Source organism: Aminithiophilus ramosus, from assembly GCF_018069705.1.
Taxonomy (GTDB): Bacteria; Synergistota; Synergistia; order Synergistales; family Aminithiophilaceae; genus Aminithiophilus; species Aminithiophilus ramosus.
Map to the genome: position 1 here is coordinate 270040 of NZ_CP072943.1, position 15108 is coordinate 285147.

Sequence of the window (15108 nt, forward strand, 5' to 3'; positions counted from 1 at the left end):
AGAGATCCGTCTCACCCCATCCGCCGAGGGGATGGATGGTGCCCCTCTCTGAGTCCGATTCGCAGGCTCAGAGAGGGCCGTCGATTCGGCGGTTTCACCCGGCCTATCGGACACGGATTCGAGGTAAGGCCCGTCCCTTCAGCTGCTTCGCGACCGGATCTCTGGAGCGTTTGCCCCCTATTTGCCCGACGATTCGGGACTTCCCCCTGGCCTTGAGGGTTTCCCTGGCCTATGATAGGGGGGGAGGTGAGAGTCGTGAGAAAACTGGCAGGAGTTCTGTCTGTCGGAGCCGTCCTTCTCCTTCTGGCCGTCGTGCCGGGTCATGCCATGGTCAGCGCCTTCATCGCCGATCGGCTCGATCTCTATCAGGGGCGCAACTGGATCTACCAGAATGTCGGAGGGCCCGATAGGATCGAGTGGAGCGGCAACTTCGGCACGAACCTGGAGATGTACCGCATCAGCGATTCGCCTCTGTTCGATTCCGTCTTCGTCGGCTACAGCGCCGATGGTTTCGTCCACGTCATGGGCCAGATCTACCGGCCCGGCGTGGCGACGGTGGGCAGTCTCTGCGCCAATCTCGAGGGACAGGGCGGCCGTTTCGTCGGGAGCAACTGGAACGGAAGGGCCTACCTGATGTCCCACAAGAGGACGGGGCGCTCCGTCTATGCCGTCGTGGAGCCCAACGCCAATCTGGGCCCCGTCCTCTATCTCCTCACGCAGGAGGCGTGGAACGTCCTGAACTGAGGCGGAGGGTGGAGGTCATGCAGCGAGGGGATCCGGAAGAGCCGTTCCGGGTCCCCTCGTTCGTTTGTCCCGCCCCGGAGCGTCTGCTGCAGAGGCCTTTCCGGCGTCGCCGTTTGTCCGGATCCGAGGACGGAGATGAGCGAAAACCCCATCGGCCCGGCCACGAGGCGTTCGGTGATCGGGGCGCTTCGTCTCGACCCCGCACCGACGGGGCGATCGGAGCGGGTCCCGAGTCGGCGGACCCGACGGAGCCCGTCCCGACGGTTTCGGTCCATCCGGGGATTGGCCGCCTGCGGGGCATGAAGGCGATGCCGATCAACTCTCCAGCCCTCTGATGAGGGCCCGCACCGTCGACGTGGCGGGGAGGGAGAGATCGAAGGCCCGTCCCCGGCGGAGGATTTCACCGCTGATGGCCTCGATCTCCGTCGGCCTTCCGGCCAGGACATCCTGGAGCATGGAGCTGCGGTTGGCCGCCGTGGCCTGGATGATGAGGCGTACCTGGGGCCACATCTCGCCCTCGCCGAAGGGCATGCCCTCGGCCCGGGCGACGCGGCAGGCCTCCATGGCCAGGGTCTTGGCCAGCCGTGACGTCTCGGCGCAGGCCAGGATGTGGCCGTTTTCGCGGCGGACGAGGGCCGAGACGGGGTTGATGGCGGCGTTGACGACGAGCTTCGACCAGAGGTCGGGCCTGGGGTCGTAGACGAGGCGGGCCCGGAAGCCCGATCCGGTGAGGAGGTCTTCGACGAGGGTCCATTCCCGTCCGGGCCGCATCGGGCCGAAACGGATCTCTCCTTCGCCCCCGACGTGGACGAGCCCCTCGGCGTCTCGGTAGGCTCCGTAGGTGCAGGCGGCGGCCCCGACCCGTTCCGATCCCAGGACGGCTGTCATCTGTTCGGCGTTGCCCAGGCCGTTCTGAAGGGTCAGGGCGACGCCGTCGTCGTCGAGGAGATCGCTCAGGAGGGGGGCCACGTCGGCCGTGACGTAGGATTTGACGGTGACGACGACGAGGGAGGCTCGTTCCAGCGAGCCCGGATCGGCCTCGGCCCGGACGGGGTAGGCCCTGACGGTGCCGCTGTCGTCCAGCTCCAGCCCCCGCGTCCGGAGGCGTTTCAGCGTCGCTCCCGGCCTCTGGAGGACCTGGATTTCGTTGCCCGACCGCGCCAGGCGGGCTCCGACGAGACCTCCCAGGGCGCCGCAGCCGACGAGGGTGACCCTCATGACCCTCTCAGCTCCTCGATGAGGGCTTCGTCGAGGCCGAAGGAGTGGGCCTCGTCGGGAAATCCGCGGCGACGCACGTCGTCGACGAAGGTCTCCAGGGCCTCCTTGAGGATCTTCCCCCCCTCGACGTAGCGCTTGACGAAGCGGGGGCGGAAGTCGCCGTAGAGGCCCAGGATGTCGTGGAAGACGAGGACCTGGCCGTCGCAGCCCCCTCCGGCGCCGATGCCGATGGTGGGGATGGTCAGTCTCTCGCTGATGAGGCGGGCCAGAGGGGCCGGAACGCATTCGAGGACGAGGGCGCAGGCCCCGGCCTCCTCGACGGCCTTCGCGTCGGCCAGAAGCCTGCGCGCTCCCTCCAGATCCCGTCCCTGGACGCGGAAGCCTCCGAGAAGCGTCGCCGACTGGGGCGTGAGCCCGATGTGGCCGACGACGGCCATCCCGGCGCCGACGATGGCTCTGATCGTCTCGGCCCGCTCCAGGCCTCCCTCGAGCTTGACGGCGTCGACGGCGGCCTCCTTGACGAACCGTCCGGCGTTGGCGATGGCCTGGGCCCGGTCCACCTCGTAGGAGAGGAAGGGCATGTCGCCGACGACGAAGCTCCTCGAGGTCCCGCGGGTGACGGCGGCGCAGGCGTCGACCATGACGTCCACCGTCACGGGCAACGTCCCCGGGTATCCCTTTTCCACCATGGCCAGGGAATCGCCGACGAGGGTCATCTCCGCTCCGGCCTCATCGACGAGACGGGCCTGCCAGGCGCTGTAGGCGGTGATCATCGTGATGACCTCGCCCCTGGCCTTCATTTCCTTCAGGTGAGGGATGGAGATCTTCTTCATCGCGAATCCCCTCCGTTCATCTCGCCGATTTCGGCGACGGCGTTTCTCTCGTCGACGCGGACCACCTTGGGGCGATGCGTCGATGCCTCGCGGCCGTCGAGGAGGCACCAGGCCATGACGATGACCCGATCCCCTACCGTGCCCTGTCGGGCGGCGGCTCCGTTGAGGCAGATGGCGCCGCTTCCCCGGGGCGCTTCGATGACGTAGGTCTCGAAGCGGTTGCCCGAGGCCATGTCGGCGACGAGGACCTTCTCGCCGACGAGAAAGCCGGCGGCCTCCATGAGGTCTCTGTCGATGGAGATGCTTCCCCGGTATTCGAGGTTGGCCTCGGTGACGCGGGCCCCGTGGAGTTTCCCCTTGAGCATCTGAAGAAACATGGTCCTCACCCTCCGATGACGGCGTTGTCGATGAGGCGCGTTTTGCCCACCCTGACGGCGAGGGCGACGACGGCCGGAGCCTCGACGACGTCGAGGGCCTCCAGGCTTTCGGCGTCGCGGATTTCGGCATAGTCGATCTGAAGGAGAGGGTCCCGAGTCAGCCGCCCGCGGAGGCCTTCGAGAAGGGCCGGGACGGAGCGCTCGCCGTCGGCGTAGGCCCGGGCCGTGGCCTCGAGGGCCGACGAAAGGGCCAGGGCCGAGGTGCGCTCTTGTGGCGAGAGATAGGTGTTGCGGCTGCTCAGGGCCAGGCCGTCGGGCTCGCGGACGAGGGGACAGCCGCGGATCGTGACGGGGACGCTGAGATCGCGGACCATGCGCCGGATGACCTGGAGCTGCTGGTAGTCCTTCATGCCGAAATAGGCCCGATCGGGACCGACGATGTTGAAGAGCTTGAGAACGACGGTGCAGACGCCCCGGAAATGGCCCGGCCGCGAGGCGCCGCAGAGGGGAAGACTCAGAGCCGCCTCGTCGACGAAGGTCGAATGATCGGGCGCGTAGAGAGTTTCCGCCGCCGGGGCGAAGAGGAAGTCGACGCCCTCCCCGTCGAGAAGCTCGCGATCGCGGGCCTCGTTTCGGGGATAGCGGCTCAGATCCTCGCCGGGACCGAACTGAAGGGGATTGACGAAAAGGGAGACGACGGAGACGTCGTTCTCCATCCGGCTGGACCGGACCAGTGAAAGGTGCCCCTCGTGAAGGTATCCCATGGTGGGCACGAGGCCGATCGTCTGACCTCTGCGCCGCCTCTGCGTCAACAGGGAGGACATTTCCCGGGCCTCTCTTACGATTGTGACCATTGTCGTGCCTCCTTCGTCGTAAAACAGGAAAGAATGGACACAAGATAGCTCAAAGGGGGCGGGAACGCAATGTGACGGACCTCAACCCGAATCCGCCGGCTCTTCAGGGGGTCGTCGGATCCACCGATTCAAGGTCTGTTCCAATCACCTCGCCGGTGCGGGGTCGAGGCAGCCGCCTCCGTTCTTCAGACACCTCCTGGCCGGACCGATGGACTCCCGCCCTGTTTTTGCCTGCGGATCGGGGCCCGATGCCGTGAGGGCGACAGCGGGATTCCTGCCGTCGGGCCTCCGTGGCGCTTTGCCCCTGTCAAGGGACACTAAAAATGTCATCTAAAAAGAGGGTCTGAGGGACAATGAAAGTGTCGCTTTCGAGGGGCTGAAATCGCCCCCGTCAACAGCCCGCCTTGGCTTTCCTCCGCGGCGGAGGTCCTTCTAGGGAGGGGAACCCGTCCCTTGCTCGGAGCCGACCGCCGCGGCAGGAGGAGCGGGATTCTGTCGCCAGGGATGGTCTGCCGCCGGCTTCCTCTGCTTCTTCGTTTTGCATGGAGTGCCTGTCTTCGTCTCGATGACAGGCGGGGGAGTCGCAGGGGGCTCTTTGTCGACGGCTGCGAGATCGTAGAGCCCGTCATGGACAAGAGCCAGGAGTTTCCCGTCGAGCTTCTCGATGACCTTGACCGCCTGTCCTCTGGCAAGAAGCAGGGGGCGTCTGCGGGGGCCTATCAGGGCGTACTGTTTTCCGTCGAGGGAAATCGTCGAGTCTCCCGAGGCCTTCCGGTCGGTCTGGCGAGTCAGGAGGAGATCGAGAGCGGGGCCGTCCGGCGGAGGGAGAAAGGCAGATGCCCCCTCTGCGGGAGGACGAGCGAACCTCGGGTTATGGACCTCTCCCGGGTAGGCGGCGAGCAGGACGTTGGCCTCTTCGATCGTTTTCACTCCGGCCCGTCGGAAGGCGACGACGAGACGATCCTGAAGAGTTCCCCAGAGCCTTTCGATCCGCCCCTTCGCCTGGGGAGACCCTGCAGGGACATAGCGAGTTCCGAGAGCCTCCAGAGCGCGGCCGAACTGGGTTACAGGCGCCGAGTCCTCCAGCTCCTCCTTGATCGTCAGTTTTTCCGACTTGGGAGAAAGGAAGATGGTGTGGCGGTCGGCGTAAAGCTCGCGAGGCACGCCGTGGCGATCAAGCATCTGACGGAGCACGCGGAAGTAGCCGAAGAGGCACTCATTCCTGGCCATCCACAGACCGAGGACCTCTCCTGTGGCATCGTCAATCACGCCGTGGAGAGTGCAACGCTCACCGATCTCGAACCAATCGAAAGGAGAGGCGTCCATCTGGACCAGATCGCCTCGTCGGGACCGTCGGACCCTGCGGGAACGCCGCTTCGGGGCCCGGTGGCGATGAACGAGGGACAGGTTCTCCGCGCGAAGGAAACGGGCGATGCTCTTGGCGCTCAGCACGAGATCATGCTCTTCGGCAAGGAGTTCGGCCATGTGCTGACAGCTCGTATCCCTGTAAAGACCCTTGGCCAGACTGACGACGAAATCCCGTGTCTCCTGACAGATTCTGCGCCGGGACGGTTTGCCTCGTCCCTTGTGCAGGAGCCCCTGCGCTCCTTCTTCCCGGTAGCGTCGTTTGAGCCGAAAGACCTGACGGCGGCTCAGACCGAGCCGATCGGCCACCTCCTGAACCGTCAGGTTGCCCGCGACAGCCTCTTCCACCAACCCCAAGCGCCTTGCTTCTTTTGTCTTCATGAGTAGGTCTCTCCTGGTCGTCATAAGTGACATTTTCCCTGTCCTCTTCACGAGTGACAATACCATTGTCCGGCGACACCGTGGCGCTTTGCCCCTTGACTCTAACGGGTTGTTGGAGTTTAGCTTTGGTGGAGAAAGACCGGGCCTGTCTCCGTCAGCGTCGTCGCGGAAGAGATCCCGCCGCATAAGGGGGCCCAAGGGGGGGGAGGCGCGAGGCCGACGGCGAGTCGACGGAGTGTATCGGGTGAGACAGGGCCGGCTTTACCGGGCGGGGTCCGGATCTCCTGCCCGTGACGTCCCGTTCCGAGTCCGCATCATCGAGTGAGGTTTCATAGAGAAAGGGGTTGTCGCTTTTGGTCCGACGTCTGTTCGCTTCCCGCGCTTTCCTTCTTGCCCTGCCCCTCCTTCTGTTCCTGGCCCTGACGGCCCAGGCCGGGACCTTGGCCCCCCTCAACCCGGCCTTCGTGGACTACCTCGCCGCCCGGGCCGAGGGGGAACTGGAAGGGGCCTCCTCCTTCCTCCCTCGCGGCGGGCGAATCCCCTCTCCCGTCGATCTCAGCCACCTGGCCGGCAGGAGCTATTTCGAAGGCCTGTCCAAGGCCGATCTGCCCGAGGCCTATGACCTGAGGACCCTGGGCTTCGTGACGCCCGTCCGGGATCAGAGCCCCTACGGAAGCTGCTGGACCTTCGCCGCCCTGGCCTCCCTCGAATCGTCGGCCCTGCGCGCCGGCGTCGTCAGTCCCGACTATGCCGAGATGCATCTGGGTTACTTCGGCGCCGTCGATCAGTCCGGGGCCCTGCCCGGCTTCGACGACTACGCGGCGGACACCCCCCTCGACGAACTGATGGACGCGGGCGGCGACGACTTCCAGGCCGTCGCCCTCCTGGCCCGTGGGACGGGAGCCGTCGACGAGGCGGACGCCCCCTACGGACAGGTTCCCGGCGCGGCGGTTCCCCTGTCGCGGCGTCTTGCCCACGTCTACAACTTCTACTACGATCTCGACACGCGGTATCAGAAGGCGAGCGTCGACAACATCAAGGGGGTCCTCCAGACGTACGGAGCCGTCTCCGTCGGCGTCTACGCCGACGACAACATGGGCGGCAACGTCAGCGAAGATCCCTACTGGAACGGCACGCACAACGCCTACTACGTTCCGGCGGGGAGCGGCCAGTCCTCCAACCATGCCGTCACCATCGTCGGCTGGGACGACGCGTTCAGCGCCTCCAATTTCAACAGCCCTCCCGCCGGAGACGGAGCCTGGATCGTCAAGAACAGCTGGGGCCTGGCCTTCGGCGACGGAGGGTATTTCTACCTTTCCTACTACGACTCCGTCCTCGACACGGGGGCGGCCTACGTGGGCGACGTCGTCGACAGTTCGGAGCGGATCTACCAGTATGACCCGCTGGGATGGGTCCTCTCCTACTCTCCCGTCACCGAGGGGAACGAGACGGCCTGGTTCGCCGCCCTCTTCACCGCCGGAGTGACCGAGGCTTCTCTGGAGTCGGCAGCCGTGGCCAACGACGAGCTCCAGTCCGTCGCCTTCTACGCCGGAGGCGTCGGAAACGAATACGAGGTCTATGTCTATGCGGGAGGAACGGGCGCTCCCCGGTCGGGAGCGCTTGTCGCCCAGCAGGCCGGAACGCTGGCTCTTCCGGGCTTCCATACGGTTGTCCTCGAGAATCCCGTCGTCATCGAGGCCGGGACCCGCTTTGCCGTCGTCGTCAGGCTGAAGACGCCGGGCTACGCCTTCCCCGTGGCCATCGAAGCCATGAGCGAGGGCTATTCGGACAAGGCCGAGGCCAACGTCGGCGAGACCTTCGTCTCCGCCGACGGAACGACCTGGGCCGATGCGACGACGATCGACCCCGCCAATCCCACCTCCAGCGTCTGCCTCAAGGCCTTCTCCAGGGCCACGACGGACGACCCCACGCCCCTTCCCTCCTCGGGCGGCGGTGGCGGCTGCAATCTGGGAGGTAGCGGGACCCTCCTTGCTCTCCTTCCCCTCGTCCTTGTCTTCCGATCCCGCCGCTGACGCTCTTCCGATGAGGCGGACCGGTGCCGGCCGTCACCGGTCCGCTCCGCCGGCCACCAACGGGGAGGAAACCTTCGACGAGGAGGCCGATGGGGTCAAAAAGCTGAGGGAAATGAGCGATGAGGAGCTGTGGCGGCTCTTCCCCATCGTGCTCAGCGAGCCCGACCCGGCCTGGAAGGTCTGGTACGCTCACGAGGAGAAAACCCTCGTCGAAGCCCTGGGGCGGAAAAACGTGGAGCGCATCCATCACATCGGGAGCACCGCTGTCGAGGGACTGAAAGCCAAGCCCACCGTCGACATTCTCCTCGAGATTGTGCCGGGCTGCGACCTGCTCCGGCTGGAGCGAATCCTGAAGGGCGAGGGCTACCTCGGCATCGACCAGCCCGAAAACCCGCCGCCCCACCGGCTCTTTTTGAAAGGCTACACGGAGGAGGGCTTCGCAGAAAAGGTCTTCCATCTCCACGTTCGCTACAGAGGCGACTGGGACGAGCTCTATTTTCGGGACTATCTCCGGATCCGAAGCGATGCGGCCCGAGAGTACGAAAGGCTCAAGATCGGCCTGAAGGCCCTCTATGAAAGGAATCGGGACCGCTATTCGAAGGGCAAGACGGACTTTGTCCGCACTCACACGGCTCTGGCGAGGGCGCTTTTCGGAGACCGTTACGGCGGCTGAACCGGGTCTCTCGAAAAGGTCTTTCCCGAAGGGGCGAAAGATCTCCCGGGGACCGGCCGCGACGGCCGCTTCTGTCGCTCCCGGATGGAGACTCGGGTCCGTTCCCCTCAGGGACGGACCCGCCCGGGACAGCCCTCCCGCCAGGGGCAGCAGGGGCAGCGATCGCCCCGGGGAGGAAAGGGTCCCGCAACGGCCGTCAGGGCGAAGGCCCGGACGGCCGTTGCCGTCGCTCCCGCATCGGCCGGCGGGAAGACTTCTTCCCTGCCGTCGAGATAGATCAGCCCCGCCTCGACGGTCTTGTCCCGCAGACGTTCCAGCGCCAGGCCGTAGAAGGCGAGCTGGGCCCCGTAGAGGAGGTGGCCCGCCTCGGAGGGGGCGCCGGTCTTGAAGTCGCGCAGGCGAAGCGTCCCGTCGTCCCAGAAGAGATCCATGGCTCCCCGCAGCGACGGTCCCCCGGGCAGGTCGACGGCAAAGACCGTCTCCCGCCTGAGCCGCCCCAGCCGGAGCTCTTCGGCCAGCTTTCGGCAGATCTCCGTCGCGGAGAAGGTCTTGAGACGGGTTGTCAGGTTCCGCCTGACGGCGTCGTCGCGCCAGAGGGGACGGATCTCCCGGGCCATCTCCGATTCGAGGCGCCTCCCCTCGGCCGACGAGGCCTGAGGGAGGGCCTCTTCGAGTCCCTCCGGCGTCAGGTCCCAGACCCGGCCCAGCAGGTGATGGACGAGGCTGCCGAAGAGGGCGTTGCCGTAGGCCAGCCGTCCCGGCCGCTCCTCCTTCCCCGCCCAGGGCCTTTCGGAATCGTTGCCGTCGTCGTCGCCGTAGATCTCCGAATCCCATTCGAGGGGCATCTCCAGCCTGTAGCGCAGCCGGTAGGCGTAGGGGCAGAAGCTGAAGAGGGCGAAGGCCGAGGCGCCCGTCCACTCCAGAAAGGGCTCTCCCGCGGGCGGTTCCGTCCCCCGTCGCCGAGGCGTCGAGGCCCGGCGGGGCCGGGCGGTTTCCGTCCTTCGCCAGGCCTCGTCGGGAAGGCGATGTTCCCGCAGGGCCTCGTAGAGCCCCTCCTTCGAGGTGTCGCCCCGGCCCGCGGCGAGCCAGGAGGCGACGTCGGCGAGCCAGCTCCCCTCGGGAAGGCCCGGCGCCTCTTTCTCCTTGGCGCGTCCGCCCAGGAGGCCGCAGAGGATGAGGGCCTCCTGGGCCCGCGTGGCGGCGACGTAGAAGAGGCGGCGGCTTTCCTCGACGAGATCTTCCCTTTCGAGGACGTCGTGGAGTCTTTTCGACGGCGGCTCCTCGTCGGAATCGCCTCGGCTCAGGGCGGCGCCGACGAAACGCGACGGCGCCAGGCCGGCCCGAGGCCTCTGCCCCACGGAGCGTTCCAGGCCCAGAAGGGCGACGATGGGAAACTCGAGGCCCTTGGCGGCGTGGACGGAGAGGACGCGGATGACGTCCTCCTTCTCTCCCAGGACGGGCGCCTCCTCCAGTGAGCTCTGCTCCTCGGCGCCTCGGGCCATGTAGTCGGCGCAGCCCCGAAGGGAGCGCCCTCTCGCGGCCTCGAACTCGCGGGCCCTGTCGACGGCCCGGCCCAGGTTGGCCAAAGCCCGCCGCCTCAGGTAGGGGGCCAGGGCCATGAGAGGCTCGGCCCGGAAGGTGAGCTCCTCGAGAAGGCGGGCCGGTCCCAGGACGAGGGCCCGACGGCGTTTCCGTTCCAGGTCGTCGGCCACGTCGGGCCGACGATCGGCGACGACCCGAGCCAGCGGTTTTCCGTCTCTTGTGGCCTCGTCGGCCAGAGCCGTCGCCTCGCGGAGATCCAGGCCCGAGAAAGGGGAGGCCAGCCATCCCGCCAGGGAACGGTCGTCTCCCCCGTCGGCCAGGGCCCGCAGGAGGCAGACGGCGTCGCGCACCTCGCCGCGGGAGAAGAAGGTCTTGCGGCCCAGGAAGACGGCCGGCAGCCCCCGCTCCCAGCAGAGGACCTCTTCGAGAAGGCCGTAGGCGCTCCGCGTCGGCACCAGGAGGGCCATGTCGCGCCACGTGGCCTCCCGCGACCTGCCCTCTCTGCCGTCCCAGAGCGGCCTTCCCCTCATCGACTCCAGGGTGAGGGCCAGTGCACGGACGAGGCGCCGTCGGGGCCTGTCGTCCCGCTCCTCTTCGGTGAGGCCTTCGGGCGCCTCGCCGTCCTTGGCCTCCATGAGAAGGGTCAGGGCGGGAATCTCCGAGGCCCCGTCGCGTTCCTTCCACCAGGGGAGATCGTCGGGAAAGTCCAGCTCCTCGTAGGGGAGCGGCTTCTTCGCCGTCAGCCCCTCCCTCCAGATGTGGCCGAAGAGGCCGTTGACGACGTGAAGATGGGCCGAGCGGCTACGGAAGCTCTCCGTCAGGGCCTCGTAGGCCGTCCCCTCCTCCTTGGCTCGGGCTCGGGCGATGGCGTCGGCGAAGAGGTCGGGCTCGGCGTGGCGGAAGCGGTAGATGGACTGTTTGAGGTCGCCGACGATGAAGAGCGGGCAGGGCCCCGAGGCGCGGGAGGCCCGGGCGGCGGCGGCGATGAGCTCGTCCTGGACGACGTCGGTGTCCTGGAACTCGTCGACGAGAATGGCCCGGAAAGGGGTGATCCCCTGGGGATGGTCCCGCAGGAGGTCGCGGCCGAGACGGATCATGTCGTCGAAGCCGAAGAAGCCCCGGCGGCGCTTCTCCTCCTCCCAGAGGGCCCAGAGAAGGGCCGCCAGGCCGAGAAAGCGGGCCCGTCGCTCCCTGTCGCCGTCGGATTCGCCGAGATCCATCCAGGCCTGGAGCGCCCCGCGGTCGATGAGGGCGTCGCGGAAGTCGACGAGGCGGACGAAACGTCCTCCCGAGCGACGCTCCAGCTCGGCCTGGGCCGCCTTGTAGATCGCGGCTCCATGTCCTTTCGTGGCGGCGATCTCCTGAAAGAAGCGGACGAGGGAGACGACGGCCTCGGCGAGGGTCTCCTCGTCGGGGGCCGCCCATCGGGCCTTCATGGCGGCGAAGAGCGGCTCCGCCTTGGCCTTCGCCCTCTCGTCGGGTTCGATGGCTTCCAGCACGGCGCCCCACCAGGCGCAGGCGTCGCGCCAGAAGGCACGGCGTCGGGTCGCGTAGAGGGAGCGGGCCTCCTCGTCGAGGGCCGCCACCGCCTCGGCGGAGAGGGGCAGGGAGTCGGGGCTGCCGTCGCGGCTGCCGAAGAGGGCCGCCGTCGAGCGGGCCAGGGAGATGACGTCGTCTACGGACTGGCTCTCCAGAAGGGATCTCGTCTTTTCGTCGTCGAGGCAGAGGGCCAGATGGGCCCTCTGGCGGGGAAGACGGACGTCGAACCAGGGTCGGTCGAGGCGTTCCAGGGCCTCGGCGGCGGAGCGCCAGAAGGCCTCCTCGTCGGGAGCCGTCGGCAGGCCCGTTCCCGGAGGAAGGCCCAGGTGAAGGGCGTTGCGGCGCACCACGTCGTAGGCGAAGGCGTGGATCGTCGAGATGGGGGCCTCGCCGATGCGGCCTCTCTCGTCGTCGAGCCGGTCGGCTCCGGCGTCGCCCCTTGCCCGCAGCTCGCGGGCCCACTGGTCCAGTGTGGCGCCGATGCGGTCGGCCATCTCCTGGGCCGCTTTTTCGGTGAAGGTGAGGGTCAGAATTTCCGACGCGGCCAGTCCCTGGACGACGAGCCAGGCGAAGCGTGCCGCCAGGGTGCGCGTCTTTCCCGTTCCCGCACCGGCTCCGACGACGACGAACGGTTCCCGGGAGAGGACGGCCCGGCGCTGATTCTCGCGCAGGCCGTCGAGGAGAAAGAGAGGGGCCTCAGTCGTCATCGTCTTTTCCCTCCCGTCTCAGTTCGTCGCGGCGGCACAGGGAGCCGTAGGGGCAGCCCGGACAGGCCTTGCTGTCGTAGTCGGGGGGGAAACGCCCCGCGAGAACGGCCTCGGCCAGAGCCCCCAGAGCCGACCGGGCCTCTTCGAGGGCGCTGTCGAGATCTTTCCTGATCCCCCTGTCGAGCCGGACCGTTCCCCTGTGTCCCTCGGCCAGGGCTCCGACGAGCCTGCCGTCTCCGTGACAGGCGTAGACGTAGCCGGCGACGGACCGGCCCGCCTCGCGCAGGGCAAGGCCGTAAGCGGCGAGCTGAAGGGCCTTTTCGTAGCCGGAGGAACTTCCCAGCTTGTAGTCGAACAGCAGCAGAGCCCCGTCGTCGAGGCTGTCCGCCCTGTCGCAACGCCCGCGGAAGGTGACGCCTCCGATATTCAGGGGGGGGAGCGTCCACTCCCGCTCCATCGAGCGCCGTCGCGTCGCCAGGGAGCCCTCTTCCCCGTCGAGGCGCCGGGCCAGGGCCCGCAAACGTTCGGCCAGCTGGCCCCTCATGCGGGGGAAATCGGTCAGGCGGGAGGCCAGTTCGCCTCCCGCGGCGAGAACCTCGTCGAAGAGGGCCGCCGTCGACCGCTCCAGAGGCCCCTCTACCTCCCACGCCCTCTGCCAGAGGCCGTGGAGGAAAGAGCCGATCTGGGCGGAGTCGAAGAGATCTCCGTCGGCGGAGGCGAGGTCCTGTCGGGCGTAGAGGAAGGGGCAGCGGCGGAAGCGGTCGAGGCCGCTGAGGGGGACCGAAGGAGGGGCGGACAGGCAGGCGACGGGGCCCTCCCTCGGCCGCGACCAGGGCTCGTCCAGGATCTCGACGGCCTCGACGTAAGGCTCCCGGACCGAGAGAACGAGCCGCGACAGAGGCAGCTCCGCCGTCGCTCCCTCGACGGCCCACCCCGAGTCCAGGGCGGGGGCCAGAAGGGGCGTCTCCTCCAGAGGGCGCCCCGAGTCGTCCTGGAGGGCCCGGCAGAGGAACACGTCGGGAGCCGAGGCGAGAAGGCGCCGAAAAAGTCCCTCCCGGGCCAGACGTCGGTCCGATGCCGTCGGCAGGTGGAGAGGTCCCAGATCTCCCTCGTCGTGGAGGGTCGATCGGAGACGGTCGGAGAGAAAGGGGCCTTCGCCGCTCTTCCCGGGCCAGCGGCGGTGATCGGTTCCGAGGAGGACCACCACTTCGGCCCTTTCGAGAACGGGAAGGTTGTCGTCGTAAAGGGAAAGGGCTTCGCGCAGCGGCAGAGGGGGCAGCAGGGAGGACTCCTGGGCCACGAGGTCCAGAAAGGTCCGGCCGTTCTCGCCGGAGAGCTCCATCCGGGACCACTCGGGCCGATCGTCGCCCGATCGGACGAGATCGAGGCGTCGCGTCAGCTCCTTCAGCGTGCCGTTGACGGACCGAGCCTCCTCGTCGAGCTCGATGTCGTCGCCGACAAGACGGGCCATCCGCTCCGGCGCGGCCAGGGTCTCGCCGAGGAAGCGGACCGTTTCGGCCAGAAGGGCCGTCGCCGTCGTTCCCCTCCCGACCGATTCGGCCAGAGAGGCCGCCGCCTCGAGGCAGAGCCGTCCGCGGCTTCCGTCGCCGAGGCTCTCGCGCCAGGCCTCGAGTCCCTGGGGGCGGCGGATGTCGACCGCCGAGGGGAGGTCTCCGGCGAGGAGGGGACTGGACAGGAGGAGGAGGGTCTCGTCGAAGGGCCAGCCGTCGCGGCCCCTTTCCAGAAGGTCTCGCAGGATCTTCCAGATCGTCCCTTCGGCCATGGCCCGACGACGGCGGCTCACGTAGGGGATGCGGTAGCGCCGCAGGGCCTCCTCGACGGTCGCCGTCCCGGAGACGACGGTTATGCCCCCCCAGCCGGGGAAGGGGCGGTCGGCGAAGGCCCCCTCTCCGGAGCTCCAGAGGGCCAGCTCTCGGCAGAGGAGCGTGGCCTCGAGGCGGTCGTCGCCGCCGAGGAGACGGTGGACTCGGGAGGGGGGCCCGTCGGCCTCCGTCCCCGACGATCGAAGGTCGGCGAGCTGGCCGGCCGCGTCGGGATAGCCCTCGAGACCCGTCAGGGGGTGGAAGAGCTCGATCGTCACGTCCAGGGCCTGAAGGCGGCGGAGGAGGGAAAGCTGGCCGTGAGTCAGGCTCAGGAAGCCGACGAAGGAGAAGGTCTTCCGGCCCCAGCGCTCCAGAAAGGCCCTTCCCGACCGGGCCAGGACGGAGGCCGCCTCCGCCTCCAGGGCCGCCCCGTCGATGAGGGCACGCTCCCTCAGGGTCCTCCCGTAGCTCCCGTAGAGGCGGCAGAGCCGCCCCTCGCTGTCGCTCCTGGTGCAGGCCCCGCAGCTCTCCCGGCAGCCCAGGGCACGGGCGAACCGTTCCGGCGAGACCTCCTGGCGAATCAGCTCCCGGATGTCGTCGCCGAGGGGGACGAGGAAGGCTCCGGAAAGGCCGTCGGCCTCTTCGAGACCGCGAAGCAGAAGCCAGCGGTCGATGGCGTCGACGATGGTTCTTTCGGGCCGGTCCGCCGCCCTGAAGATCTCGTCGCAGAGGCGGCGCCAGCTCCAGGGCGTCGTCTTGACGAACGTCTCCAGTCCCCGTCTTTCGGCCATGGAGGGCAGGATGAAGAGGGTCTCCTCCTCTTCGCCTCGAAGGAGGGAAGCCAGATCGTCGAGGGTTCTGTAGCCCTTCAGATGAAGTGTCATCGCTCACCTCCGCTGTCCGGGGCCTTGCCCGTTTCCGGTCCCTCCGTAGCGCGGCTGAGGGCCTTCTGCAGAGACAAAAGCCGATTCTCCCGATGTGCAATTTAAGGTTAACCCCCTTTCCCGTCAAGCCTCCAC

At 67.7% G+C, this 15108-nt stretch carries 10 protein-coding genes; 3 read left to right on the top strand and 7 right to left on the bottom strand.

Annotated features, from left to right (window positions below):
* Positions 1-255: 255 nt before the first annotated feature.
* Positions 256-744: a hypothetical protein gene (locus KAR29_RS01115; protein WP_274373819.1), complete on the top strand. Its 489-nt coding sequence runs from the start codon at positions 256-258 to the stop codon at positions 742-744.
* 315 nt (positions 745-1059) lie between these two features.
* On the opposite strand, the gene KAR29_RS01120 is transcribed toward KAR29_RS01115, so the two are convergent.
* From KAR29_RS01120 to KAR29_RS01140, 5 genes are all read right to left on the bottom strand, one after another.
* Positions 1060-1962: a ketopantoate reductase family protein gene (locus KAR29_RS01120; protein ID WP_274373820.1), complete on the bottom strand. Its 903-nt coding sequence runs from the start codon at positions 1960-1962 to the stop codon at positions 1060-1062.
* Positions 1959-2795 carry a 3-methyl-2-oxobutanoate hydroxymethyltransferase gene (gene panB / locus KAR29_RS01125; protein WP_274373821.1) on the bottom strand — a complete coding sequence of 279 codons (837 nt, stop codon included), beginning with the start codon at positions 2793-2795 and terminating at the stop codon, positions 1959-1961. The genes KAR29_RS01120 and panB overlap by 4 nt, the downstream gene beginning before the upstream one ends.
* Positions 2792-3172: an aspartate 1-decarboxylase gene (panD, locus tag KAR29_RS01130; protein WP_274373822.1), complete on the bottom strand. Its 381-nt coding sequence runs from the start codon at positions 3170-3172 to the stop codon at positions 2792-2794. The genes panB and panD overlap by 4 nt, the downstream gene beginning before the upstream one ends.
* 5 nt (positions 3173-3177) lie before the next feature.
* Positions 3178-4026 carry a pantoate--beta-alanine ligase gene (panC, locus tag KAR29_RS01135; RefSeq protein WP_274373823.1) on the bottom strand — a complete coding sequence of 283 codons (849 nt, stop codon included), beginning with the start codon at positions 4024-4026 and terminating at the stop codon, positions 3178-3180.
* Positions 4027-4458: 432 nt separating this feature from the next.
* Positions 4459-5958 carry an ISNCY family transposase gene (locus KAR29_RS01140; protein ID WP_311135624.1) on the bottom strand — a complete coding sequence of 500 codons (1500 nt, stop codon included), beginning with the start codon at positions 5956-5958 and terminating at the stop codon, positions 4459-4461.
* 167 nt (positions 5959-6125) lie between these two features.
* Here KAR29_RS01140 and KAR29_RS01145 point away from each other — a divergent pair, with 167 nt between their 5' ends.
* Both KAR29_RS01145 and KAR29_RS01150 read left to right on the top strand, forming a co-directional pair.
* The gene (locus KAR29_RS01145) at positions 6126-7805 is read left to right on the top strand and encodes a C1 family peptidase (RefSeq protein WP_274373824.1); all 1680 of its coding nucleotides are present in this window, start codon (positions 6126-6128) and stop codon (positions 7803-7805) included.
* Positions 7806-7815: 10 nt separating this feature from the next.
* Positions 7816-8478, top strand: a complete 663-nt coding sequence (locus KAR29_RS01150; RefSeq protein ID WP_274373825.1) for a GrpB family protein — start codon at positions 7816-7818, stop codon at positions 8476-8478.
* Between the two features lie 107 nt (positions 8479-8585).
* Here KAR29_RS01150 and KAR29_RS01155 read toward each other — a convergent pair whose 3' ends face one another.
* Entirely contained in the window at positions 8586-12266 is a 3681-nt protein-coding gene (locus KAR29_RS01155; RefSeq protein WP_274373826.1) for a UvrD-helicase domain-containing protein, read from the bottom strand.
* Complete coding sequence (locus tag KAR29_RS01160; protein WP_274373827.1) at positions 12256-14973, bottom strand: PD-(D/E)XK nuclease family protein; 2718 nt, start codon at positions 14971-14973, stop codon at positions 12256-12258. The genes KAR29_RS01155 and KAR29_RS01160 overlap by 11 nt, the downstream gene beginning before the upstream one ends.
* Between the last annotated feature and the right edge of the window lie 135 nt (positions 14974-15108).